At 38.6% G+C, this 25513-nt stretch carries 27 protein-coding genes; 5 read left to right on the top strand and 22 right to left on the bottom strand.

The genetic code is table 11. The annotated features are described in order from the left end of the window. Positions 1-64: 64 nt before the first annotated feature. From ACTHOQ_RS06140 to ACTHOQ_RS06130, 3 genes are all read right to left on the bottom strand, one after another. Entirely contained in the window at positions 65-1576 is a 1512-nt protein-coding gene (locus tag ACTHOQ_RS06140) for a lmo1851 family serine protease (protein WP_440494865.1), read from the bottom strand. A gap of 165 nt (positions 1577-1741) precedes the next feature. Next, on the bottom strand, positions 1742-2587 hold the full coding sequence (locus ACTHOQ_RS06135) for a DUF6612 family protein (protein ID WP_440494864.1): 846 nt from the start codon (positions 2585-2587) through the stop codon (positions 1742-1744). A 255-nt stretch (positions 2588-2842) separates the two neighbouring features. Further along, positions 2843-3304 carry an RND transporter gene (locus ACTHOQ_RS06130; protein ID WP_440494863.1) on the bottom strand — a complete coding sequence of 154 codons (462 nt, stop codon included), beginning with the start codon at positions 3302-3304 and terminating at the stop codon, positions 2843-2845. A gap of 214 nt (positions 3305-3518) precedes the next feature. On the opposite strand from ACTHOQ_RS06130, the gene ACTHOQ_RS06125 reads away from it, so the two are divergent. Then, positions 3519-3806 (top strand): transposase, encoded by a 288-nt coding sequence (locus ACTHOQ_RS06125; RefSeq protein ID WP_440494862.1) that lies wholly within the window; start codon positions 3519-3521, stop codon positions 3804-3806. Positions 3807-4285: 479 nt separating this feature from the next. Here ACTHOQ_RS06125 and deoD read toward each other — a convergent pair whose 3' ends face one another. Continuing rightward, the gene (gene deoD / locus ACTHOQ_RS06120) at positions 4286-4993 is read right to left on the bottom strand and encodes a purine-nucleoside phosphorylase (RefSeq protein WP_440494861.1); all 708 of its coding nucleotides are present in this window, start codon (positions 4991-4993) and stop codon (positions 4286-4288) included. Positions 4994-5189: 196 nt separating this feature from the next. Then, complete coding sequence (locus ACTHOQ_RS06115) at positions 5190-5411, bottom strand: YozE family protein (RefSeq protein ID WP_440494860.1); 222 nt, start codon at positions 5409-5411, stop codon at positions 5190-5192. Positions 5412-5505: 94 nt separating this feature from the next. On the opposite strand from ACTHOQ_RS06115, the gene ACTHOQ_RS06110 reads away from it, so the two are divergent. After that, positions 5506-7293, top strand: a complete 1788-nt coding sequence (locus ACTHOQ_RS06110; protein ID WP_440494859.1) for a methyl-accepting chemotaxis protein — start codon at positions 5506-5508, stop codon at positions 7291-7293. A 45-nt stretch (positions 7294-7338) separates the two neighbouring features. Here ACTHOQ_RS06110 and msrB read toward each other — a convergent pair whose 3' ends face one another. The 5 genes from msrB to ACTHOQ_RS06085 all read right to left on the bottom strand — a co-directional run bounded on the left by msrB (position 7339) and on the right by ACTHOQ_RS06085 (position 10831). After that, entirely contained in the window at positions 7339-7767 is a 429-nt protein-coding gene (gene msrB / locus ACTHOQ_RS06105) for a peptide-methionine (R)-S-oxide reductase MsrB (RefSeq protein WP_440494858.1), read from the bottom strand. Continuing rightward, positions 7760-8293 (bottom strand): peptide-methionine (S)-S-oxide reductase MsrA, encoded by a 534-nt coding sequence (gene msrA, locus ACTHOQ_RS06100; RefSeq protein ID WP_440494857.1) that lies wholly within the window; start codon positions 8291-8293, stop codon positions 7760-7762. The genes msrB and msrA overlap by 8 nt, the downstream gene beginning before the upstream one ends. 12 nt (positions 8294-8305) lie before the next feature. Continuing rightward, on the bottom strand, positions 8306-8878 hold the full coding sequence (locus ACTHOQ_RS06095; protein WP_440494856.1) for a YpmS family protein: 573 nt from the start codon (positions 8876-8878) through the stop codon (positions 8306-8308). Positions 8879-8882: 4 nt separating this feature from the next. Beyond that, the gene (locus tag ACTHOQ_RS06090) at positions 8883-9788 is read right to left on the bottom strand and encodes a GDSL-type esterase/lipase family protein (protein ID WP_440494854.1); all 906 of its coding nucleotides are present in this window, start codon (positions 9786-9788) and stop codon (positions 8883-8885) included. Between the two features lie 197 nt (positions 9789-9985). After that, positions 9986-10831, bottom strand: coding sequence for a DegV family protein (locus ACTHOQ_RS06085; protein ID WP_440494853.1), 846 nt, complete (start codon positions 10829-10831; stop codon positions 9986-9988). A gap of 199 nt (positions 10832-11030) precedes the next feature. On the opposite strand from ACTHOQ_RS06085, the gene trhA reads away from it, so the two are divergent. Then, positions 11031-11678: a PAQR family membrane homeostasis protein TrhA gene (gene trhA / locus ACTHOQ_RS06080; protein WP_440494852.1), complete on the top strand. Its 648-nt coding sequence runs from the start codon at positions 11031-11033 to the stop codon at positions 11676-11678. A 42-nt stretch (positions 11679-11720) separates the two neighbouring features. Here the strand turns inward: trhA and folA are convergent, their stop codons facing one another. The 5 genes from folA to ACTHOQ_RS06055 form a co-directional block, all read right to left on the bottom strand. Beyond that, complete coding sequence (folA, locus tag ACTHOQ_RS06075; protein ID WP_440494851.1) at positions 11721-12191, bottom strand: type 3 dihydrofolate reductase; 471 nt, start codon at positions 12189-12191, stop codon at positions 11721-11723. A gap of 15 nt (positions 12192-12206) precedes the next feature. Next, complete coding sequence (locus tag ACTHOQ_RS06070; protein WP_440494849.1) at positions 12207-13184, bottom strand: thymidylate synthase; 978 nt, start codon at positions 13182-13184, stop codon at positions 12207-12209. A 253-nt stretch (positions 13185-13437) separates the two neighbouring features. Beyond that, complete coding sequence (locus ACTHOQ_RS06065; protein ID WP_440494848.1) at positions 13438-13629, bottom strand: ABC transporter permease; 192 nt, start codon at positions 13627-13629, stop codon at positions 13438-13440. A 130-nt stretch (positions 13630-13759) separates the two neighbouring features. After that, positions 13760-14254, bottom strand: a complete 495-nt coding sequence (locus ACTHOQ_RS06060) for an LURP-one-related/scramblase family protein (RefSeq protein ID WP_440494847.1) — start codon at positions 14252-14254, stop codon at positions 13760-13762. A 104-nt stretch (positions 14255-14358) separates the two neighbouring features. Continuing rightward, complete coding sequence (locus tag ACTHOQ_RS06055; protein ID WP_440494846.1) at positions 14359-14949, bottom strand: YpjP family protein; 591 nt, start codon at positions 14947-14949, stop codon at positions 14359-14361. A gap of 678 nt (positions 14950-15627) precedes the next feature. On the opposite strand from ACTHOQ_RS06055, the gene ACTHOQ_RS06050 reads away from it, so the two are divergent. Beyond that, complete coding sequence (locus ACTHOQ_RS06050; protein WP_440494844.1) at positions 15628-16683, top strand: nucleoid-associated protein; 1056 nt, start codon at positions 15628-15630, stop codon at positions 16681-16683. Between the two features lie 57 nt (positions 16684-16740). Here the strand turns inward: ACTHOQ_RS06050 and ACTHOQ_RS06045 are convergent, their stop codons facing one another. From ACTHOQ_RS06045 to ACTHOQ_RS06015, 7 genes are all read right to left on the bottom strand, one after another. Further along, on the bottom strand, positions 16741-18537 hold the full coding sequence (locus ACTHOQ_RS06045; protein WP_440494842.1) for a M3 family oligoendopeptidase: 1797 nt from the start codon (positions 18535-18537) through the stop codon (positions 16741-16743). A gap of 121 nt (positions 18538-18658) precedes the next feature. After that, entirely contained in the window at positions 18659-20107 is a 1449-nt protein-coding gene (cls, locus tag ACTHOQ_RS06040) for a cardiolipin synthase (protein WP_440494841.1), read from the bottom strand. A 28-nt stretch (positions 20108-20135) separates the two neighbouring features. Then, on the bottom strand, positions 20136-21134 hold the full coding sequence (locus ACTHOQ_RS06035; protein ID WP_440494840.1) for a YdcF family protein: 999 nt from the start codon (positions 21132-21134) through the stop codon (positions 20136-20138). Between the two features lie 136 nt (positions 21135-21270). Continuing rightward, the gene (locus tag ACTHOQ_RS06030) at positions 21271-21903 is read right to left on the bottom strand and encodes a hypothetical protein (RefSeq protein WP_440494839.1); all 633 of its coding nucleotides are present in this window, start codon (positions 21901-21903) and stop codon (positions 21271-21273) included. A 134-nt stretch (positions 21904-22037) separates the two neighbouring features. Next, positions 22038-23099: a ribosome small subunit-dependent GTPase A gene (gene rsgA, locus ACTHOQ_RS06025; protein WP_440494838.1), complete on the bottom strand. Its 1062-nt coding sequence runs from the start codon at positions 23097-23099 to the stop codon at positions 22038-22040. Between the two features lie 258 nt (positions 23100-23357). Next, positions 23358-24347, bottom strand: coding sequence for a SurA N-terminal domain-containing protein (locus tag ACTHOQ_RS06020; RefSeq protein WP_440494836.1), 990 nt, complete (start codon positions 24345-24347; stop codon positions 23358-23360). A gap of 22 nt (positions 24348-24369) precedes the next feature. Beyond that, positions 24370-24849 (bottom strand): sigma-70 family RNA polymerase sigma factor, encoded by a 480-nt coding sequence (locus ACTHOQ_RS06015; protein WP_440494835.1) that lies wholly within the window; start codon positions 24847-24849, stop codon positions 24370-24372. A gap of 228 nt (positions 24850-25077) precedes the next feature. On the opposite strand from ACTHOQ_RS06015, the gene ACTHOQ_RS06010 reads away from it, so the two are divergent. Beyond that, entirely contained in the window at positions 25078-25503 is a 426-nt protein-coding gene (locus tag ACTHOQ_RS06010) for a MarR family winged helix-turn-helix transcriptional regulator (protein WP_440494834.1), read from the top strand. The last annotated feature ends 10 nt before the right edge of the window (positions 25504-25513 follow it).

Below are 25513 nucleotides of genomic sequence, written 5' to 3'. Positions count from 1 at the left end.
TTTCACTTCCTATAATAATGGACCGGCAATAAAGTGATATGCACTTTTTACCAGCCCATCTTTTTTATTCGCCAGCAGATGTTTCCGCTGCCTTCACACCTAGTAACTCTTTTGCCTTTAAAATTTGCGGATCATCTGTTTTCAGTTTTTCGCTAATTGCATCCATTAAGGCATATGTCGTATCGCCCGTTAAAATACCCGTTACTTCCAGTTCATTATCTTGCTCATATGCTTTTAATGCAGCCTCTGTCGCTTCATCAAATATTGTGTCCACTTTACCCGGTTCATAGCCCAGCACTTCCAAAATGCGCTCTGCTGTTTTAATGACCGCATGCTCGGCACCTTGTTCGTATTGCTGACTTGGATCAATATAAGGCAATGATGCATAATCAGGATAGTCGACTTTCACGTCAGGGGCGATTCCTTTTTCATTCACCCAATTGCCGTCTGGCGTCAACCATTTGCCTGTAGTGAATTTTAAATTGGCTCCGTCTTCCATATAAATGATTTCTTGCATCGTCCCTTTGCCGAACGAATTTAAACCGACGATTTTTGCACCTGCCGACTCTTTTAAGGCACCTGCCAAAATTTCGGAAGCGGAAGCACTGCCTTCGTCGATCAATACTGTTACAGGCTGCTTATATTTTGTACGATTGTCCGCTGCAACAATTTGCGGCTCTAAATCGCGCTCTTGGATCTGTACAATGGTCTTGCCCTCTTCGACGAATAAGTTCGAAATGTCGATCGCTGCTTTTAAAAACCCGCCAGGATTTTGGCGAACATCCAAAACAATTCCTTTCATTCCTTGTTTTTCGTATTCGGTTAACAGTTTTTCAAGCTCTGCTGCTGTATTTTCGCTAAAAGACGTAATTTGGAAATGTGCAATGCCCGCTTCATCTATATCCCCATATACAGTTTCCACTGGGATATCATCACGCACTAGCGTAATATCAAAGCTGTCTGCGTCTCCACGCTGGATTGTCAAAGTCACTTCTGACCCTTTTTCGCCGCGGATTAATAAGACCGCTTCTGTCGAGCTCATTCCTTTCACGCTTTTGCCATCGACGGCCAGCACCATATCTTTCGGCTGTAAACCAGCTTTTTCGGCAGGTGTGTTTTTAATTGGCGAGACGATCATGATATACCCATTTCGCTCTTGAATTTCTGCACCAATTCCTTGGAAGCTAGAGGATAGACTTTCATTAAATGAATTGGCCTCATCTTTGTTCATATAATCCGAATAAGGGTCCCCCAATGCATCGAACATTCCGTTAATCGCACCGTACACCACTTCTTCTTCATTTACTTCTTCATAATATTTTTGCTGAAGAGCATCATATGCTTCATACAGCTTTTTAAATTCTGTTCGTTCAACCGGCACTTTTACCTCGACAACTTTTTGCTCACCGAATGTTAACGCAAAAATAGTCAAACCGGCTGTACATAAAATTGTTAGGAAAATGAGCATAATGAAGGCAAATGGTTTCAAGCGTATATGCTTGCCGGCAGGCTTTACGCTTTTGACTTGCTGCTCACTCACTTCTGTTTGTTCCTCGTCTCTTTTTTGTTCATCCATTTAAATTTCACCACTCTCATTTTTACACTGACTGATGTCACACTATACCAATAATATCAGTTTACGTGCGACTAGAAAAGGACAGACGCCATTTTTTTTATTTAGTTTCCTATGTAATGGCAAAAAGCAGTGAAATTACGCAAAAGCGAGTTCACTGCCAGCCAATTATTCTGTTTTTGCTTTGTTTTTTACTTCATTAGGTATTTCAATCGATTTTACTACATCGAATTTTGAATAGACAATCTTCGCATCGTTTTCAATAGTTGTTTCCTGGCCGTCGATATTTGTAATTATTTTTAAATCCAAATCAATTTCCTTCGTATCGAATGTGTCTTTTGCAACGACGATATTATACTCAGAATCTTCAAATGACATATTCGCCAAAATGTCGCCGCTCATTTCCATCGATTCACCTAGGCTTGCCCCCATTTGAGCAAGCATAAATTGTTTAAACTTCTCGCCTTCGATATTCAGCGTCAGTAAATAGTTTTCATCATCTTGCTCAAATGCAAAATCATCCACAAATTGCTCAAGCTGTTTCAGTTGCTCTGTCGCATCTGCCTGCGCTCCGGCTTGCGCCAACATTTGGGTATATTGTTCCTCAGGGAGCTTTAGCCATTCATTCGTGTCGCCATTTAGCAAGTAAAATCCGTCTTCCTCAGTCATATACATTTCCAATGGCATTTCATAATTTTCGCTTCCCATATTCATTTCGACCGTGCCTTTAGTGTACATAGCCAGCGGGTTTTGCTGAATGTCCATTTCCAAATTCGAAGCACTCGTTAATTGCATCGTTTCCCCATCCATCATCACGTTCGTCGCTTGATCCATCGTCGCCACCGCATGCACACTCTTCAAATTTTGTTGGCGTTCCATCGCTTTTTCAAATACTTGCTCTAAAGTCAAATTTGATTCATCTTTAGTGCCGCTTACCGGTGCAGCCGTATCACCACATGCTGAAATAAATGCTAATGACATTGCTGTAGCTGTGAAAAAGTATCGTTTTTTCAAAATGCTTCAACCCTTCCTGAAATAAAGTTCACTCATATATACCCTTTTTTAATATATTAATCTCTTCTAAATATGATTATGTTAGAAAATATATGAATGGCATACAGGAAACGCTGATAGATTTATGTACTGGGAAGAACATAAAGTTTGGCAAAAACATATTGGTGGCTTTGTAATCCGGTTGCTGCTTTTCGCAAAGGGGCTGCCAAGAAAAAATCGTGGATATCGATTTTTTCGGACAGCCCCTTCACCCTCTCACCAATTTAATTCAATACTATATCGTTCATGTAAAAATACGTGTAATTCTTTGTACGTAGTCAAACCAATTCCAATCACAATTTCATTTTCGCTCATCTCCGGGGCGATTCTAAGATTTACATCATCAAAAATATGAAAGCCCATAGGCAATGCCTTTATATCTACGCTAATATTATGGGCCGCCTTATTTCGCCAGTAATTCAATAGCCACAAATTTTCAAACAGTTTTTCCTCGATTAGGCCTAATGCATAAACAGAATATAATTTTGTACTGTAATTAGAGCTGGCCATTGGGATATATGTGCTATTATCCTTAAAATTTTTTACTTTCGGCAATTTCTCGTGAATAAGATGATTTATCGCATTTTCACAAAAAAGACTGATTGTGACAATATTCGCTAACGGGTCAACTGTACTTGATATGCGATCGACAAATTTCTTCGCTACTTCTTGACTCATTTCCTTCACCTCTCATCGCTTTGCTCATCGCCACACGAATGCAAAACAGTGTTTTTCCATAGTAAAGCCAGTTTGCCCACAAGGTATATCCGTTATGCCGGATTTTAATGGTACAATTTGTTATTAAAAACAGGTATATGAGCTATAAACAGATTGACTGCTTGTTTATTAACGACTGGAAAAGGGCATTATTTTTAAAAAAGGCGTGGTTTGTTTGAAAATCATTCTTATCGCTTCAATTATTATAGTGCCCGTTTTCATGCTTTATCTTACGAAAAAAAGCGAGCAGTTCCAAATTATTTTGAATGCTGCCGCCGTGATTTCCGTCGTTATTTTCGGTGTCATATTGTCTACTTCTGTTTATCAAATCATTATTGACGACGCTGTATTTATGACGGCGATTCATGCAATTTTTTTAAATCCGTTTTTCCTTCTGACCGGTTCATATTCAGGGGCTTTTATTATTTACCGTCTATTAAAGCTGACAATTGATGAAAGATAATGTTATGGAACGGTTAAAGCATGTTGCCGCAAATAAAGTATATTACTAAAATATTCATGACGCTTAAATCAATGTATTTCCTCTTCTAATATGTTAAACTTATTGGGGTCATAGCGATTATTTGAAGCTATTGCCGGCTTTCGATAGCGAATATCGTTATGCCGGAAAAGCTGTGATACGTCTATTGGAAGGGAGTTTATTTTATGCCGTATTGGTTACATAATACACTTTTTGTTATTTTACTAATTGTGACTTTTGGATGTGTTTCAAGTGGAATAGAGTGGAAATCCAAAGAGAAAGCTGCAGAAAACTGATTACATTTCATTTAGGGATTAGATGAATATGGTAATAGTGTTTAAGTCAAATCACCTCTCCCCGATTAAATTATTCGGGGCGGGTTGATTTTTTCATATTGCATTAAAAAATGAGCACTGTACAAGCATATTTGCTTGCATAGTGCTCATTTTAATAATAATTAATTAATCCTGAATCGCTGCCTCAAGCGCAATAACCATCATATCATTGAACGTTGTTTGACGTTCTTCTGAAGTTGTTACTTCACCTGTCAGGATGTGGTCAGATACTGTTAATACAGTTAGTGCTTGACGGCCGAATTTTGCAGCCAATGTGTAAAGTGCAGATGTTTCCATTTCGACTGCCAGTACACCATATTGCGCCAATTTTTCGTTTTGCGCTTCGTCAGAGTAGAACATATCCGCTGTAAAAATGTTGCCCACACGTACATTTAAATTCGCTTCTTTAGCTGCATTGTAAGCTTTCAATAATAAATCAAAGTCCGCTGTTGGTGCATAGTCAAGCGCACCTCCGAAAATAACGCGGTTCATATTTGAATCTGTTGAAGAAGATTGTGCAATAATCACGTCACGCACTTTAACATCTTTTTGGATCGCTCCGCAAGTACCTACACGAATTAGCTTTTTCACACCGTATTCTTGCATTAATTCAGTAGCATAAATCGAAATCGAAGGTACACCCATGCCTGTACCTTGCACAGAAACACGTTTGCCTTTATATGTTCCTGTATAGCCCAAAATATTTCGCACTTCGTTATATTGCACTACATCTTCCAAAAATGTTTCCGCAATATATTTTGCGCGCAACGGATCTCCTGGTAATAATACGATTTCTGCGATTTCGCCTTGTTTGGCATTAATATGAACGCTCATCAATAAAACCTCTTTTCATCATCATTCTTTTAAATTGTAAACGTTTTCGTATAAATATTCAATCGTTAGACGTCCTTCTTTATAAAAAATAGTGCGCTAAATACAATATTTAGTCAAAAACATAGCCGATTGAATTGTGTCGTACACCTAATTAAACTATACCCTAAAAAATAAGCTGCATGCAAAACATCGATTGCTAGCAGTATTTGCTTTTATACAAATCCCAAAGAATATCAAATGCGCCTATTGTCAAATACTCATTTGATTGAAGTTCAATATAGTTCGAAAGTTCCTCAAAATCATCAGAGGTTTTCGGGAATGCATGATCAACAAACATACTTTCCGCAAAACGGACTTTTTCATCCGCCCATTCTCCCCCTCTAAATGTAAGCACATAATGATAAAATGATTTCTTCAATATATTTCCCCCTTCATATAAATTTTTACAATAAATAGTGTAATATTTCCATTTATGTAGTAGAATAATAAAATATTGACTTTTCAGAAAGATGGTGAGTTTTTTGCGAAAGAAAAAGAAATCAGCGCCTATCAAAGAAAAAAACAACAAAAAGATAAAAAGTGGCAAAACACCATTTAAATTTATTCATCTCATTCGCGGAAAAATATTAATAGCCTTCACTATTTTAATGGCGATTATCCTTTCTATGCAAATATTGTCGTATATTAATATAACGAATTTGCAAAATAGCTTACGTGATTTTGCGGACGAGAATTTAAAGCAGCAAATGCTCATTAATAATCTCGCCTCTGACATCGCAAAGCTTTCAAGCCATGAACAGACATTTTTGATCACAGGCGACGAAAAGTATCTTCAATTATATGAAGATACTAAAGAAGAGATTAATACAAATTTAACTTCTGTCCAAGCTTCACTTGGCAACCATGAGGAAGAGCTTAAAATTGTTGGTCTCATTCAGCAATTTTATGCAAATTATTTATCCTATTCTAAATCGACAATCGAAGTACGTCAAAAATATGGCTATGAAAATGCAGCAAAGCTCTTTTCAAATAGCGGAAGCCAAAACTTTAAAGCATATATTGATGAAAACACGACAAAGCTCATACAAATTCTCGAACAACGCAACGAAGAAACGATCACTGATTTAGAGCAATTTGCCTTAGCTTCCAAAATCTCATTCTTTGTATTGGCGTTGCTAGCGATTATTTTAACTATTTCGCTAGGCTATATATTATCTAAATCGATCCGAAGAAATACGATTGCGATTAATGAATCGATTTTAGACATCGCACAGGCAGGCGGCGATTTAACACGACGTGTAAACTTGAAAACAAAAGATGAATTTTCCCAGATTGCAGACTCTACGAATATTTTAATTGAATCGATTTCAAAATTAATTAAGCGCGTTTCGGACCTTGCGGAAAATGTATCCGGCAGTTCGCAGGAATTGATGGCGTTGGCAGATGAAAATGCCCGCACGATTGATTTGATCGCAAATTCGACAATTGACATTGCCGGTGATAGCACCGAGATTTTAAATAGCATCGGTAATGCAGCAAACGAAATGCAGAAACTCGAGCAATCAATGCATGATCTTAATGAAAAGGCACTAGAGGTTCAGAATGCTGCTTTCCAAATGAAGGAAGCGGCACATATCGGCAGTAATTCTGTCACTCAATCATCCAATGTTATGCTAGAAATAGAAGAAACGATGGCAACTACTTCTGCCACAGTGGAAAATCTCGGCCGCAAATCCGAAAATATTACATCCATTATCAGCACCATTACAGCGATTGCCGAGCAAACAAATCTGCTCGCTTTAAACGCGGCAATCGAAGCGGCGCGCGCGGGAGAACATGGAAGAGGTTTTGCAGTCGTAGCAGATGAAGTGCGCAAACTTGCTGAGCAATCACAACTTGCTGCAAGCGAAGTATCCACTATTGTCGGATCGATTCAAACAGAAGTGAAATCGATTATTGAGCAAAACGAAACGGGTGTACAAAAAGTTATCCGCGGCGTCGAGGTGACGAATGAGACGACCGATTCCTTGCAGAATATTTTGCTGCAAACAGAAAAAACTTCAGACATCTTAACACATATGGTTGGTCAAATCGAGCAAACATTAAACAATAGCCACGATGTGAATTCTTCCTTTGTTCATGTTTCGGCAATCGCTGATAACACTGCTGCCAATACAGAGCGCAGTGCTGCGGCTGCATCACAGGGCTCTGCTTCAATGGAAGAAATTAATGCGTCCGCTGTCGAATTGGCAGCCCAAGCAGACAATTTACGAAGTGTTGTAAGTGAATTTAAAATTTAACAAAAAATAACTCGCTCATGGAGGTTTCCATGAGCGAGTTGTTTTCTATTCAAAAATCTTTAAATAATGGCCATACCCTTCTTTTTCAAGGTCTGCTACGGCGATAAAGCGCAGTGCTGCGGAATTGATGCAATAACGCAATCCGCCCAATTCCTTTGGACCATCAGGAAAGACGTGTCCTAAATGCGAATCGGCCGTTTTGCTGCGGACTTCTACACGTCGCATACCATGTGAACTATCAAAATGCTCTGTCACCTCGACTTCTTCAATAGGTTTGGAAAAAGATGGCCAGCCACAGCCTGCATCATATTTATCCTTTGAGCTGAAAAGCGGCTTTCCGGATACGATATCAACATAGATTCCGTTTTCAAACAAATCATTGTATTCATTCCGGAAAGGTGGTTCTGTTCCTTGGTTTTGTGTCACATGATATTGCATGTCTGTTAATTGAGCCAATCGTTTTGCTTTATCCATTATGTCGCCCCCAATGTTTTTCAATGAACCCCGCGCGGCCTGAGCCGATTGAATAGCGTTCATAATGCGCCGGATTTTTTTTGTAATAGTATTGATGATATTCTTCCGCACTGAAAAACGGTTTTGCTTCTAGAATTTTTACCGCAATCGGTGCTTTAAATTTACCGCTTGCCTGCAAATTTGCCTTAGAAAGCTCCGCAATTTGCTTTTGTGCATCATCATGATAAAAAATTGCCGTTGTATACGATTCACCACGGTCATAAAATTGGCCGCCAGCATCAGTCGGATCGATTAATGTCCAGTAAAGCTCGACCAGTTTTTCATACGGATAAATGTTAGGATCGAATGTGATCTGAACTGCCTCTAAATGCCCTGTTGTTTCACTGCAAACTTGTTCGTATGTGGGATTTTCAACATGCCCGCCTGTGTAGCCTGATACGACCTCGATAATGCCAGGCTGCGTATCGAACGGCTTCACCATGCACCAAAAGCATCCCCCTGCAAATGTTGCTTTTTGTAATGCCATAATAACTACCTCCTAGTTTGATCCGTTTGGAATGATAACTTCCAGTTCTATTTTATCATTCGGCAAATCGATTTCCTTCGCCCGCACCCTTGATCCACTAGCAATATTGATTCGTGAAAGATCAACGTAAATTTCCTCGTCATTCGGCTGGACAGTAATCCATGACGGGAAATTTACTGCACCTTCCATTAGCTTCAATACCGCTTTTGGTTGTATATTAATTTTTCCTACATGGACGGCCTCCTGAGATAAAATAATATTTCCATTGCTTACGATTGGTTCAAAATCCATCTGGATAGGCACTTCAATATTAAACACGGTTAAAGTGCTGTATAAATAAATTTTGTCATCCACAACAAGCTCAACAGGTACTGGAGAATTTTTCATTGCGGCCCCTAAATATTGTTTCGCAATTGCTTCAAATTCCTTGGCTGTCGTTTCTACCGTCAATACATTTCCCTCAATCGCCAATGGTTCATTTCTATTTGTTTGTTCAACGTCTGACGTTAAGAAATAAAGGATGCTTACAACTATTAATAGTACTGCTCCTGCCAATAGCAAAAAGGCTACTTTCCATTTGTTCATATATTCACTCCTCAAATCCTATTAAACCGTCTGACATCTGCTCAATATCACATGTTTGCATCGTTTCAATAATGCGTTTTGCCATGCGATCATACCCTATGCTGTTCGGATGAAAGAAGTCTACATGATATACCATATCCTCATTTGTCACAAATAAATCCTCTACCGATACAAAACAAGCTTTTCCATCTTTTGCTGCAAGTTGTTCAATCGTCATATTCCATTCAGAAATGATCGGTTCAAAAGGTGTCACTTCATCTACTACGATTGAAAATGGGTTGTAAAAACCGACCAGCAAAATCGGAGCTTCGGTATTGACTTTTCGAATTTCGGCAATGATTTTTTCATAGCGTTCAGAAAAACGCGGCAATTCTTTATCGAACATGGATTTTTTCATGGAAAAGAAATTTTTTTTCACGATTTTCATAATATCATTGCCACCGAGCGATATGGAGATGAGATTTGCTTGTGCGAGCTCCTCATCATAATGCCCCCGCTGTAATAATGCGAGCAACTGATCACTGCGCCTTCCATTTTTCCCCCGATTGTCCAGTTCCACAGATTCAATCATCGGCCATTTTTCGAGCTCCTGCTGTAAACGGATTGTATACCCGTAATCTAGGGTTTCATCCCCGACACCGCGTGTCAACGAATCCCCTAAGCCTAAATAGAGTATATGCTGTGCATTTTCTTCTTTACGATCAGACCAGTTAAGTTGAAACACATCGCTTATTATATCAAGGAAGCTCGTTGTTTTTGGCTGTTCCAATTCGGCTTCCGAAACAGATTGTTCATTACTTTCAGTTGATGGATTATCGGACTGTTGCCCTTCTTCTAGCTTTGGGTCAACTGTAATGGAACATGCGGACAAAACAATGACAGCGAACGATGCAATAAATAAACGCCACATACAATCTCCCCCTTTATTTTTTGTTATTTCATTATAAAATATTTTCTGCATCTTTAGGAATGTTTTGCCTTAAAATTGTGGTATATATGGAATCAATGCGATTACTTTATATTATGTTATGATTGAATGATGAATTTCTGCTATTTTGACTTAAAAAAGGTAATTCCAAAGTTTTCATCCTTCAGAATTACCTTTTCTTATTCAGTATAATACATAAAGCCAATTGCGCCTTCACCTGTATGTGTACTGATTACGGGTGATGTAAAGGCAATTTCCACATTCCCTTTATAGCCTGTCGCTTTCACTTGCTCGATTAATGGCTTAACTAATGTGTCCATCGAATTCGCATGGGAAATTCCGACAGATAAAACCTTTTTGCCGTTCGTATCTTTTTCGAATTCGCCCATTAAAAATTTAATGACCTGCTTGTAGCTGCGGGGCTTTGCACAAATCGTCACTTCGCCAATATCCAAATGGCCGATAGGTTTAATGTTAAGCAACGAGCTTACAACTGCCTTTCCTTTTCCGATCCGGCCGCCCTTCACCATATTTTCCAATGTATCCAATGCAACGAAGAGTCTCGTGTTTTCGCGGACTTTATTGACCGCTGCCGCAATTTCCTCAACAGTGGACCCTGCATCCCGTAGACGTATCGCTTCACGAAGCTGGAAAGCTAAACCAAAGGCAATATAGCGTGAATCGATTACTGTTACGTCTGAATCGCTCATTTCCGCCGCTTGGCTGGCGGATTGATACGTACCGCTCATACTTCCCGTCATATGAATCGAAATGATTTTCGAACCGTCTTTTCCTAGTTCATCATACAATTCCTTGAATGCACCTGGAGATGGCTGAGAGCTTTTTGGTAGTTCTTTTGCTGTCTTCAATAAATCAATAAATGTATCCGGTTGCAAATTTACACGGTCTGTATACGTTTTTTCATCAATTTGAACAGTTAATGGCACTACATGTATCCCATGCTTTTGAATTTCCTCATCTGTTAAATCACATGTTGAATCTGTAACGATATGAATTTGACTCAAAAAAAACACATCCTTTTTCTATCTTCTTTACTATTATAAAGAAATCATATTTGTTTACCAATATGACATTTGTCATCGTAAATCGACATTATCTATCATCTTTTCGTAGTGACATATAGCAGTATAACATCATGACATTCAACTATCACGTTTATTCTATTGTCGAATTATACTAGTATAAAGAGGAGTGTGATAAATCATGCAAAAAAACGATGCATTTGATTATAAAAATTTAAAAGAAGAACTGTGGAATGCGATCACACATTGTATTGGACTGGCGATTAGTATTCCTGTCTGTATATTATTGATCATTTATTCCGCGGCAAACGGATCTGCTGTACATATTGCCTCATATTCCATTTTTGGCGCATCATTGATATTGCTGTTTTTAATGTCGACATTATTGCATAGTGTGCCTGAAAAATATAAGCGTGTTTTTTCGATTTTAGACCATTCCTCGATATATATATTAATTGCCGGTACGTACACACCGTTTTTACTTGTAGCAATTGGCGGAACTGTTGGTATCATTATGCTTTGCATTATTTGGACGATCGCGGTTATAGGCGTTATTTTTAAATGCTTATTCATTCATCGTTTCGAAAAATTATCATTGCTTTTATACATTTTTATGGGCTGGCTCATCATTTTTGCGATTCGGCCATTATATAGTTTTTTGACGTTTGATGGCTTTATGCTTCTGCTGTTTGGTGGATTATTTTTCACAGTCGGCGCGATTTTTTATGCTTGGACTCGCCTGCCCTATAACCACGCCATTTGGCATTTATTTGTCATTGCGGGCTGTGGCTGTATGGTAAGCTGTGTTTATTTTTATTTAATTAAATAAAACGGGAGTGCTGAACTTTAAAAATTCAGCACTCCCATTTTTTTATTTTTCGTATATACAATATTGGAAAGTGTAGCCTTCATCTGCTTTAATCGGTTCGCGGCATGATGTTTTTCTCCAATTCCCATAAATCGGGAAGTACGTATCCCCGTTAAAGCTGTTGTGTATATGTGTAATGTATAATCTGTCGGCCAATGCCATCGCCTGCTCGAAAATTTGTGCCCCCCCAATGATCATGATTTCCTCGGCATCTTTCGCAAGCGCTAAAGCTTCTTGTAAGGAGCCGACAACTTCAATTTCGGCTGCTTCATAATGCTCATTGCGGGTAATTACAATATTGCGGCGTCCGGGTAAAGGTCGGCCAATGGATTCAAATGTTTTGCGGCCCATTATAATCGGTTTGCCCATCGTCATCTCTTTAAAATATTGCAAATCGCCCGGCAAATGCCACGGCATCCCATTTTCATAACCTATTACACGATTCTCGTCATGTGCGACAATTAGTGAAATCATAGAATAAACCCTCCATTATACTGCAATTGGTGCTTTTATTGCTGGGTGCGGGAAATAGTTTTCAATCGTAATATCTTCCAACTCAAAATCAAAAATCGATGTCTTATCCTTGTTAAGCTTTAATGTCGGCAATTGTTTTGGTTCACGTGCGAGCTGCTCCTTTACTTGATCAAAGTGATTCGAATAAATATGAGCATCTGCAATACTATGGACAAACTCTCCCGCCTGCAGACCGCATTCATGTGCAATTAAATAAGTTAAAAGCGAATAGCTAGCTATGTTAAATGGTACGCCTAAAAACGTGTCTGCACTGCGCTGTGTGAGCATGCAGCTTAGTTTTCCGTCCGCTACATAAAACTGGAACATTGCATGACATGGCGGTAAAGCTGCTTTACTGCCTTTCCCTCCTGCATCAATCACATCTTCCGGATTCCACGCATTGACGATAATTCTCCTCGAATCCGGGCTTTGCTTAATCAAATTTATCGCATCGTGCAGCTGGTCAATCGATTCACCCTCCGACGTTGTCCAGTTGCGCCACTGTTTCCCGTATACATTGCCTAAATCCCCATATTTCGCCGCAAATTCATCATCATTTAGCACACGCTCGCAAAATGAAGCGAGCTCCTTTTTGTACTGCTCATTAAATGCTTCATCAACGAGTATACGCCGTCCAAAATCCGTCATGTCAGGACCACGGTATTCATCAGATTCAACCCATTTTTTGAATGCCCACTCATCCCAAATATGATTGCTATGTTGAAGTAAATAGCGAATGTTTGTATCGCCTTTCATAAACCATAGCAACTCGCTTGCTACATGTTTAAACGGTACACGCTTCGTCGTTAGCAGCGGGAAGCCTTCCTGTAAATTGAAGCGCATTTGATAACCGAAAACACTGCGCGTGCCTGTTCCTGTGCGATCGGATTTGTCTGTACCGTTGTCCAAAATATGTTGTAATAAGTTTAAGTATGTATGATCTGCATGTGTCAATTTATTCACTCCTAAACGATGTTCTTCGTTTATTATAAGTGCTTGTGCGGAGAAATACACGTCCCTGCTAAAAATTCGTTTGAAAAGACTAGTTTTCATAATGTGGCTATCACTGAATTCCGATTTTACTATCCGTATCAATATGTATAAAAATAGGCATTATAAAAGGCGCTACTCGTATTTCGTTTGCTGAGTAGCGCCTTTAGTCAAATGTGTCTAAGTCATCGTAGAGCTCAATCGTTTGCGTCAATTTTTATGTTGCCTCCTTAAGTATTGTTTTATTGTTTTCTAAAATTTGGATCATTTGCTGTAATATTTTTTCCTCGATTTTCGGGGAATTATTTACTTCTTTTGCAATCACTTTCGTCAACTCTAAAATTGTATTTACGTCGAGCTTATGTTTTTCCGCTAATTGGAATGCTCGCCCTAACTGACCGGTTATCATCGGCAGTCCTCCTTTTTCTATAGTATACAAATATTATAACTGTAGTTACATAAAAATTCACCTTTTATATTTAAATTTTTCGAATATTTAGTGGGGAAATAAATTAATCAAATTTGTCCATTCCGATTAATTATGGGGAAGCATTGGCTGCCGCCGCCTGATCTGCTTTTACACAGTCGATTGCCACGACAATCGCTATAATGATTTTTTCATACGCTTCATCATTTACTTGGATTTCATAGCTATCGCCGAATGACAGCCATTTTTTGTTAACGCGTCCAATTACACTTCCTGACTTATACACTTCAAAATTCATATCCCACCAGTTTCCGCTTACTTCGATTCCCTCTGCATCAATGGAATAGCTCGCTTTAAAAAATGTAAAATCTTTTTTGATTGTCATCAATTCCCGACCATCGACTTCAATAAAAAATGTAGGGAGCCAGCTAAACACCTTTTTCGTAATTGTCGCTATCTCATCTCGGGAAGTGTTGAATATAGAATAGCTTTTTGGGATTTGCAGAAATGTCCCTTCAACAAAATATTGATCGTTTTGCCGTTCATCCACAATAGTAAAACGGCCGCGTAAACTCATCACTTTTTGCTTCATATACAATAGCTTCATCCGACCCCTGCTTTCAATCATATTTTAATCAGTTACAATCAGGTGTATGCCTCCCAGAATTTTTTTCGGTTTAGGCCCACAGACTGGTAGCGAATACTTTATTATTAAGATAGCCATTTAGGCGGTGTGTTTTTGCTCCAATAAATATCTCCAAGGTCATAGTGTTTCGAATAGTCATCTTCAAATGTATGATAATGGAAGTTGTAATAATAGCCTTCAAAAGGGCGATTTTCAGTACGTACATGGAAGCGTATAACGTCCATTTTCGATGCATTATCTACAATGTGGAATATTTTTTCCGAATAATCCCCACTAGGCTTTTCGGAGATTATTAAATTGCGAAGCTTGTCTTCCCCTGTCCTGTCAACAGTCATCGCGATTGCTTCTTCGATTTTCGGGAAGATTTTAGACTCGAATTCCTGTTCGATGACAGGTCCAACACGGGTGCCGAATTTTATGTAAGATTGCTCTTTTGCTGCGGATACAAAATATGCAGTTGTAGGAAGCGGTTCTTCTACTAAAATATCATCAAGCTGATAGGCAGATGTAATATGATTGTCACTTGGGCGATCAAAAATGGATTTATCATGCCGATCCCCTTCAAAGTTTGCCCAAATTTCGTGCTTTGGTGTAATTAAACCAAACGATAATAATGCGACTGATACAACAAGAGATTTATGAAGCCATTTCTTCATGTATACCACCTACTTTAATTATGTATAATTTTTAACACTCTATTATAATTATATACGAATCAACTAAGAAAAGGTTTCATCTTTTTCCTAATCATTGTACAATAAAAAGGAAGATATTGTAGGTTATTTAAGGGAGGTTTACAAAAAATGGACATTGTAATTGGTCTTGGTTTATTGGTAATGCTTGGTTATATGACTTCTTTATGCTTCACGGACTAATATTTATTTTTACCTGCCATCCAATAATTGCTGGATGGTTTTTTAGTTCAATAAATTGGACAAGGGGCCCCCACTTAACATGGGGACCCCTTTAGTATTTAATAGATAGCATTATAAATAAATGAAAGTCTCAACCCGATCATCCGGGGAATTTATATCTCATTCGGAGTAGCATAACTCCAGTTTTAACCGCGGTAAAATTCCACTAATCTCTTCTAACTTAAGCAACATAGTCCCAACCTGCTACTATGTCCTTGCAGCCCTTAAGCTTGCGCCAGTGTGAATAAGTATCCTCAAAAACACTAGCAGAAATGCCAATTCATTTATAGCACTATCTAAAATAGCACGTAAATATCATAGCATATATGTTCGATTTTGTAAATTAATCGGGTTGTCGTGCAAATTTATTCATTGTCCGCTATACTTGAAAAATCGGAATTTAAAAGGAGCTATAAAAAGATGAATGAAGTTGAAACAACATTATCAATCCAAATGAAACGCATGGCAGTGACACTTCTTGATATGGAGCAAAGCCGTTTCGTGTCTGCAAGTGAGACGATGGATTTATCCGCCTTGCAATCTGAGGTGTATAGTAAGTTTTTCGAAGCATACATAGATGCGACAATGAATAGCCCAAAATCGGTCGCATGTAAATTCCTGGATCGCGACAATGATATTGCGACAAAAATCAATCGCTATGTCGAATATCCGGATGATACGCATTTTTTATCGCTGACAAATGATTTGTCAAATAAGCTGTACCAAATTATGCAAACAGTTTCAAATAGTAATGGGTCGGTATTTGTTGCCCATATTGAGCTAATCGGCGAACAATATATATTGCTGTTAAAGCTCGATCCGAAAGATGCTGTGCAAATTGATCTGGAAACACTGCACCTGAAAACAATCGGAAATATTTTGCCTGATGCTTCGAGTCGTGTGCAAAAATGTGCGCTCATTCGCATGAATTACGACCCGCTTGAAGAAAATGTATACGTCCTTGATAAACAGTCCGATGGGGAACCCGCCAAGTTTTTCATGGAGACTTTTTTACAGGCGACACCGATAGCATCGGATAAAAAGAAAACGAAAATGCTCATGAAGGAATTATATGAAAAAATTGCAGAATCATTAACCGAAGAAGAAACGCCGCGTCTTCAAAAAGCAATTGATGAGGAATTTGAAAACGGCAAATATATCGAGCTGGATGCATCCGTACATAATATTTATGAAGCGATTGCCCCCGAACAGAATCGTGAAGATTTTATCGAGCAAGGGGCGAAATTGTTTATCAATGAATTTACAGATCGAAATCCCGACTTTACCCCTACTTTTGAAGTGAAGCGCGATGATTTATATGTCGTTTATAAATCTGCCGAGGGCGAAATATTGTTCCGCTATGATAAACGCCTTGAAAATATTGATGTAAAGCATGATCAAGTAAACGGCACATATACGATCACTATTCGAGATGCAGATTCACTTGACTTTACATTACATAAAAAACCGCTTTAATATAAAAAACAAGACTGCATTGAAAGTCATTTCAACTTTTAATGCAGCCTTTTCCAATTATTTTGAAGTTAGCGCTATAAATTCCGCTACGTCTTTTTCACAAAGCGCGATTCCCTTCAGCCAGAAATCCTCGTTTGTAATATCTTCCCCTAAATGCTTCATCGCTAAATCCTCCACCGTCATAACGGCAGTATCACGCAATAATGCCATATACTTCTCCTCGAAGCCTTTCCCTTCCTCTTTCGCCTTTGCATAAATGCTTAACGAGAAGAGGTAGCCAAATGTGTACGGGAAGTTGTAGAACGGCACACCTGTAATATAGAAGTGCATTTTAGAAGCCCAGAAGTGTGGATGAGTTTCGCCTAAGCCCCCTCCATGTGCTTCAATTTGCGCTTCTTCCATTAATTCGTTTAAGCGGCTTGTCGATACGATTCCTTTTTTGCGCTCTTCATAAAAACGTGTTTCAAATAAATAACGTGCATGAATATTCATGAAAAATGCAACCGAACGTTGAATCTTATCTTCCAATAACGCGATTTTTTCTTGCTCATTCGAGGCTTCTTCAACGGCTGCGTCAGCTACAATCATTTCCGCAAATGTCGAAGCCGTTTCAGCGACGTTCATAGCATAGCGACGGTTCAAAGGATGCACAGGACGGAGTGCATAAGAATGGAAAGCATGACCTAATTCGTGCGCTAATGTAGACACATTTGACATTGACCCTGAGTATGTCATGAAAATGCGCGATTGCTCAGACAAAGGCATCCCTGTGCAAAATCCGCCTGGACGCTTATTGTCGCGGTCTTCCGCCTCAATCCAGCCCTCTTCAAATGCCTTGCGTGCAAAGCTTTCCATTTCCGATCCGAAGCGGCCGAAATGTTTTAAAATAAACTCGGCGCCTTCCTGATAGGAAATTGTTGCTGTAGAATCTGTTACAGGTGCGTCAAAGTCGAACCAATCCAATTTCTCAGTTCCCAAAAGTTTCGCTTTATGCGTTAAATACTCAGCAAATGTCGCTTTGCGTGAAGTAATGGCTCCCCACATCGCGTCAATCGTTTCTTGCTTCATACGGTTAATCTGCAGCGGCTCTTTTGTCACCGATTCCCATCCGCGCTTTTTATATACGGCTAAACGGAAGCCTGCCAAATGGTTTAATGTTTTCGCGAAAAACTCTTCGCGCTCTGTAAATACTTGCTCTAAAGCATCAAATGCCGCTTTGCGAACAGCGCGGTCTTTATGTGAGCTTAAGTTATTTGCCTGTCCTACAGATAAGAGCTTTTTCTCGCCTTCTACTTCGACTTCCACTTTAATATCGCCAATAAGCATACTATAAAGCTGTCCCCATGAGCTATAGCCATCAACACCTAATGCGGAGATCAATGCTTCTTCTTCTTCGGATAAAGATTCCTTCGATTTTTCCCGCCATTCCGTCAAAATGAATTCGAATTGAGCTAGCTCCTCTGTGTTCGCCAATGCATCAAATACTGCTTTTTCAATTTTTCCAAGCTTTTGGTTAAAGCTTTCCAAAATTGGCGACAAATTTGCCGCAACGCCTGATAATTGCCCTTGTAGCAATAATGCTTCACGATCTGTCGTATCTTGCGCCGTTAAACAAGAGAGCATCGCACCCGCTTGTGAAACATGCATCATTACTTCCTTAATGCTTTCCAAAATGGATTGAACGGCTAGTGCCGCACCACTATCTGTCGGCACTTCAAAGCTTTCCACCATTTCCTTTAGTACATCAAATTTTGGATTCAAGTTTTCAATATGCTCTTTTAATTGTGGGGATGCACTTCCTCCCGGGAAAAATACATCTAAATCCCATACTTCTGGATATTTTACGTTTGTCATGCCATTGCCTCGCTTTCTGAATTGTAGTTCAATTCCCATTTTACTAAAAAATTAATAAAAATGCTCGGAAATATTTCGGATTTTGAAATATTTTCGAGCTTATTGGGGCTGGCATTCGATTTTATAATATAGGGGATAGTAAGCGGGAAACGGATTCGCGTATTTTAGTCCATGTATTTCGTTGCTCGTAAAGCTCTTTTGTCAATTCGAAGCTATCTTTCTCGTCTACTTCAAATAGCTTTCTGCAGTTGACCGCTATTTTTTCATCATATACAATCGCGTTAATTTCGAAATTTAAGCTGAAGCTGCGGACATCGATATTCGCGGTGCCAATCGTTGCCACCTCATCATCAATGACAAGCATTTTTGCATGCAGAAATCCCTTTTTATACCGGAATACTCTGCCTCCATGTTCAAGCAAATCCCCGCCATAGGCAGAATTTGCGCCATAAACGAATGGATGATCGGTATTTTCAGGGGTCATAATGCGTACATCTACTCCCGATGAAGCGGCAATTTGAACCGCATGTAAAAACGCTTCATCCGGCACGAAATACGGAGATTGAATATAAACATACTTTTGGGCGCTTAAAATCATGCGAATATAGCTGTTTTTAATCGATTCGAAGTTTGTATCCGGTCCACTCGAAACAATTTGCACAGGCGTGTCCGAATCGACCGTAAACGAAGGAAAATATTTTTGGTCGACCGCTTTAAACTCTTCATTTCTTGCTTGATGCCAGTCAAATAAAAAATGTGCCTGCATATTGTAGACGGAATTGCCTTCGATTCGCAAATGTGTATCACGCCAATAGCCGATTTTCTCATCAAGGCACGCATATTCATTTCCAATATTAAACCCGCCTATATATCCGAGCCGACTATCAATAATGACTAATTTGCGATGATTCCGGAAATTAATGCGCGGATTTAAAAGCTTTAAATATGAGGAAAAGAAAGCTTCTACTTGCCCGCCTGCATCAATCAGCTGTTGGAAATCCTTTCTTCGTAGCTTCCGCGAGCCTAAATCATCGTAGATTATCTTTACCTCCACGCCTTCGTAAGCTTTTTTTATAAGCGCTCTTAAAATACTTTTTCCAACGTCGTCCATTTTAAAAATATAATATTGAATATGAATGGATTGCTTTGCATTTTCGATATCCTCTATGACAGAGCGAAACTTTTCCTTGCCTTCAGATAAAATACCGACATCATTTTTAGCACTTAACAATGCATGGTTGTATTCAACATTCATCTTGATTAATGGGGCGTGTTTTTCGGCTATATCGTTCGGGAATTCATATGACCCATCTTCCATAGCGCTTTTTTGCTCCTGGAAAATTTCTATCGTCTCTTCCTGCTGTACGGCATGCCAACGAACGAAATGCTTTTTCTGTAAGTTGCGTCCAAGCAATAAGTATAATATGAAGCCAATAATCGGCAAGAAAAACAGGACAAATAGCCATGCCCATGTAGAGGATGCACTTTTACGGCTTATAAAAATCAATACGAGCGCAAATAATAAGTTCAGTACATAAACAGCAATTGTTAAAATGCTGGTAAGTGCCAACAAAGTCGCCCCCCTTTCATAAAATGATTTAAATATAGCCTTTCATAATAAAATACCAGCCGATTGTAAATAGAGCCAAAATAAAAAGCTGCCGCCACTTTGTCATTTCTAAAATGCCGATATATTCCCTCATAAATGCATTTGGAATATAATACAGCGCCGTTTTCGAGCCAATCCCCACTGCTTTTAATTGGACTTTTGCAGCATGCATGCTTGCGCGATATACGTGGAAATTATTCGTTACGAAAACCCCATGTGCATTCGGTACCCGCTCATCAATAATCGCTTTTGAGAAGAGCAAATTTTCAAAAGTTGTTGTCGACCTGTCTTCTGCAATAATTTTGTTTGGTTCAATATGATGTTTTTCAATTATATACTTCTTCATAGCACAGGCTTCTGATACGAGCTCATCACTCCCTTGCCCGCCTGAAGTAATAAGCAGAGGTTTCTCATTGTATTTTTTATATTGCTTTACGGCCTTGTCTAAGCGGCTCGCCAACAATGGCGGCACACGATCCCCGATTAAACCCGAACCTAAAATGATAATATAGTCGGGTTTATAGGCGATTGGCGTTATAACATAAATCCATGTATAAAGAGCACAGCTTGTAAATAGCCATAAAAAGTAGACGAACAAAGCGACAACATAAAAGTAAAGAAACTCCGATGTAATAGATTTATTCGTATTTAAATATTGATAGACGCTAATGCATAATACGAGAAGTGACGCAATTCCAATGCCTGAGATAAATAAGTTGCGAATACGCCGCCCTTCCTTTTCCATTAATATTTTGCTGTTGAAAAATGTAATAATCGATAATAGCAGCAACATAAATGGAATGAACGCAAAGATCAGTACCGATATTGAAAGATAGTAAAGTTCGTTGTCTTCTTCTATTTTAAAAAATGTTTCGTTTAAAAAATATAGCACAAAGGCGATTAATATGAACCCGAGCCAATAGACGTTAAAAAAACGGCTGCGATCCGTGAAAAATAATATAATGAACATTGCTACTAAAAATGCCATACAATCCCCCGCTTCCATTAATGAACAGCTATTTCCGTTATTTTGCTATTCCCATCATACTGAATTTTAATTCAAATGTTAAAAGTTATACAAAAGAAAATATCGCTCACTAATATAGTAAGCGATGAGGGCTATTTCATATTTCATTAAAATTATGTTCCAATTTTGCCTTTTTCAAGCTATGATGCAATGCAAAACGCTGCAATCCTTTTGCGCCCTGTATGGCATCACTTGCAAATTGATCAAAAGCTTCCAGATTATTTTCGGTTAATGCCAGTTGTGCTTCAATCGCAGCTTCCATCCATTTTGTGTTTAAAGGATAGCTTTTTGCCTCTTCCCGATTGCCTAAAAATGCTGCAATGCATGCTTTGCCATATGGCCCGTACTTTGTCCCGGGGAGTTTATCGGCAAAATATCGGGCACGTTCCCAATCATCGAGGCGAATGGCGCGATTCATCTCATATGTATTTTTAATAACTGGCTGTCTATAATGCGCAATGACACGCTCCATTGCATCAATTTCCTCTTCCTTTGTACCTTCTTCAACGACAAGCAAATAATTTAAAAACGGATCTTTTTTGTTTTTTTCAATATATTTTTTTATTTTCCCTAAATCCGTCGATGCATATGCAATGTAATACATACGGCCAATCGAGCAAATCGCAAATAGTACTATAACCGATATTGCTACAGAAAACGGCCAATTAAAAATTGCACTTAATACGCCCAGCAATATGCCTAATACAATCACATAAATCCAATTAATCATTTTTCCACATCCTATATAATTACTTCATTCATTATAGCGCAAACCTTTATCCTTGCAATACATTCACCGTCCCTTTATTCCGGATAAAAAAATAAAGCAGATGCGCACAATATTCATGCACATCTGCTTTTGATTCATTTCTTCTTCTTTAAATTTTTTGAAACTTGCTTCCATTTTCTTTTTTCGGCGAGCATAGCATCTGTACTCGCTTTTGTCTCGATAAAGGCAAGCTCTCGCTGCAACTTAAAATAGCTTGCCAGTCGGGAGGAATCAAGCCCGCCTTCATTTACTGCCTGTAAAACCGCACAGCCAGGCTCGTTTTTATGTTTGCAGTCTCTGAAGCGACAGTTTGCCGCCAGCTGTTCAATATCTGAAAAGCTTGCACTTAAACTATTTCCTTGATCCCAAAGCTGCAGTTCACGCATGCCTGGCGTGTCGATCAGACATGCGCCTGACTGTAAAACAACAAGTTCACGATGTGTTGTCGTATGGCGTCCCTTTGCATCATCTTCGCGAATATCGGACACTTTCATTTGTTCCGCGTTTAATAATGCATTTGTGAGCGTCGATTTACCGGCACCTGAAGAGCCTAGTAAAGCCGCCGTTTTCCCTTCTGTTAAAAATGCGTTTAATTGAGGAATTCCTTCACCTGTTAATGCACTAACCGCTAAAATGTCCACACCGAGTGCGACCGTCTCCACCTCTTTTAAATATGCGGCCACATCATCGCAAAGGTCCGCCTTTGTTAATACGATAAGAGGCGTCGCACCAGAATCCCATGCTGCGACTAAATAGCGCTCTAAGCGGCGTATATTAAAATCGGCATTTAAGCTCATGACAAGCAAAACATAATCCACATTTGCCGCGACGATTTGTTCATCTATTTCCAAGCCTGCCATCTTTCGTGTGAACTTCGATTTCCGTTCAAATAAATGATGGATTATTGCGCGCTCTTCCCCAGGCATTTGCTCGATGGCGACAAAATCGCCGACTGCGGGGTAATCTTTCCTTGAGAAAGCGTGATACGCAAAGTTGCCGGACACTGTTGCCAAAAATTCCCCATGCTCTGTCATGACACGATATGAATGCTTATGCTCCAATACGACCCTGCCAACAAATTTTTGCGTCATATCAAATGTGAGTGATTGTAATTGTGTTTCAAAATACGTTGTAAATCCTAATTCCTGTAAATTCAAATGAATTGCCTCCTAATGGCGTATAGTTGTATTTTGTTTTAGGCAAACAAAAAGCCTTATGACCAGCAATTTTGCTCGTCATAAGGCTCCATACGCACAGTTAAGAAGCGTGATCCGTCTAAATTAAGAAGGCACACTGGTGGCGAATGTCATATGACAAGCTCAATTGCATCGATTCAATCTCATGTAACTTTGTCATATCCATCACCATCTTTCTTGAATTATTATTTTAATTATACTAAAATATAGAATGTTTTGTCAATACAATTCCACTGTATTTTTTAAAATAGTTAACAGTTCAAGTAAATCTTCCATTTTTGCTTTCCCGTTTTCTTCAGCCAATTCTTTTGTGGCTTTTATATAATCATCGAGCGTGTAATAGCAAAGATAGCCAAACTGCTTTTCTTCCTTCATCATATCGAAATCATCCATTGCGGTCATAAGCAGCTGATCCACTGCTTTTGTTTTTTGTGCAAAGCGCAGTTCCCCTTCAAGCTCGACCACTTGAAACTCTCCATATGCTGTATAGATCGTTTCGACGATTCCTGATAAACCTTTGCTAGGAATTGGATGAAATTCCTTTAACATTTCATTTATTTGCGAACCATATTGTCCATTAAAGGCTCCAAGTGCATCATTAACTAATTGCATATAGTCTTTATTCAATGGGTCATACGCTATATTAAGCTTTTCGAATAAGCGCTGTGCATAAACATCATAAATAAGCTGCTGCTCCGCAAGTAATTTTGCATATTTTTCATCTGTTAAATTAAATTCCCTAAACAATGCGTCATAGCGGAATGCAGTCATATCACTACTTTCTTTTCCCTCCTTAAATGCTTCTAAAAAGCTTTTGATCAATGCTTCCGTTTCTTCTTCTGTTACAACAATGTCCTTTTTTTTCGCATAATCGATAATGGCTGCTTGCTGAAGTACTAAATGAAGCACTTGTTCGTAATTTTCCGCTTTACGGTTAAATTGCATGGATAAATAAAATGTGTCATAATACAGCACTTCAAAATACTGCTTGCTCAACGTTCCCAATCTTTCGTTTTCTTTATTCATCGGCAGCTGTGACCATAAAAATCCTGCTGCGACAAATAATATAACTGCTGCAATGATTGGAAATTGCCAATGGATCTTTTGTTTCTTTTTATATTGTCCATTCAATACACTAGTTTTTATCATTTTTTGCGTCTCGGCTAAATTGCCGAATTGCTCATCAAAAGCTTTTTTTACTTTATTCATGTGAAAGCACCTCCCAATCGGTTTATGGAAGCTTATCCTTTAATAATTTCCGCGCTTTAACTAATCTTGTTTTTACTGTACTTTCGGGAATTTTCATCATTTCCGCCATTTGTGCCGTTTTCAATTCTTCATAATAATGGAAATATAAGACTTCCCGATATTTGAGCGGCAATTTGAATATTGCTTCTCCAATGAGTTTTCGTTCTTCGTCTGCAATGAGTGCATCTTTATTCGTAGTGGACTTTTCTATGTACACTTCCTTAAAAAGCAACATGCGGTATGACCATGATTTCAAATAATTTTTGCTTCGGTTGACGACCAATGTTGTTAAGTAGCTTTTTATTTCCCCTTGCTCCCTGTAGTGGCTTTGCTCATAAAGTTGCAGGAACACTTCTTGTACAATATCTTCGGCACTTTGCCTATTTTTCACATAGACATATGCAAGCTTTAGCATGTATAGACTGTAGTCATCCATCAGCTGCTCGATTTCCTCGTGTGTCAAACGTTTCAACCCCCTTCTGATGATAAAACAAAGCAGCATTCGATTTGGTTTTCAAATTTCTATTTATGAAGAAGAAAATGCATTGTATTTAAACTAAAAACATTGTTTAATCAAATGAATTTTGTTGCATTTACAACAAAATTATTCTAAAGTTAATTTATACTGTTTTATTGCTAATATCATACGGATAAGGAGCTGAATAGAATTACTATATTACGAGAAGTCGGTATGATTGCCCGTGCACTAGATTCGATAAGCAATATAGAATTTAAAGAATTTGATTTAACGAAGGGCCAATATTTATATGTTGTACGCATTTGTGAGCAACCCGGCATCATCCAGGAAAAATTGGCAGACATCATCAAAGTAGACCGCACAACAGCCGCACGTGCAATTGCAAAGCTTGAAAATAATAACTTCATCGAAAAACGTGAAGACGATACAAATAAAAAAATAAAAAAACTTTATCCGACGAACAAAGCTTTAGCAATTTATCCTTCTATTTTAAATGAGCATAATCATTCAGAGAAGACAGCACTGACAGGTTTTTCGCAAAAAGAAATAGATCAGATTGCTACTGCATTAGAAAAGATGCGAAAAAACATAGAAAAAGACTGGGAATATGTAAAAAAGGGTAAAAAAAGACAATATTAAGGAGTAATTT

Source organism: Solibacillus silvestris (genome assembly GCF_051967575.1).
In the GTDB taxonomy this organism is placed as follows: domain Bacteria; phylum Bacillota; class Bacilli; order Bacillales_A; family Planococcaceae; genus Solibacillus; species Solibacillus silvestris_B.
This window is presented reverse-complemented; position numbering and strand designations above follow the sequence as displayed.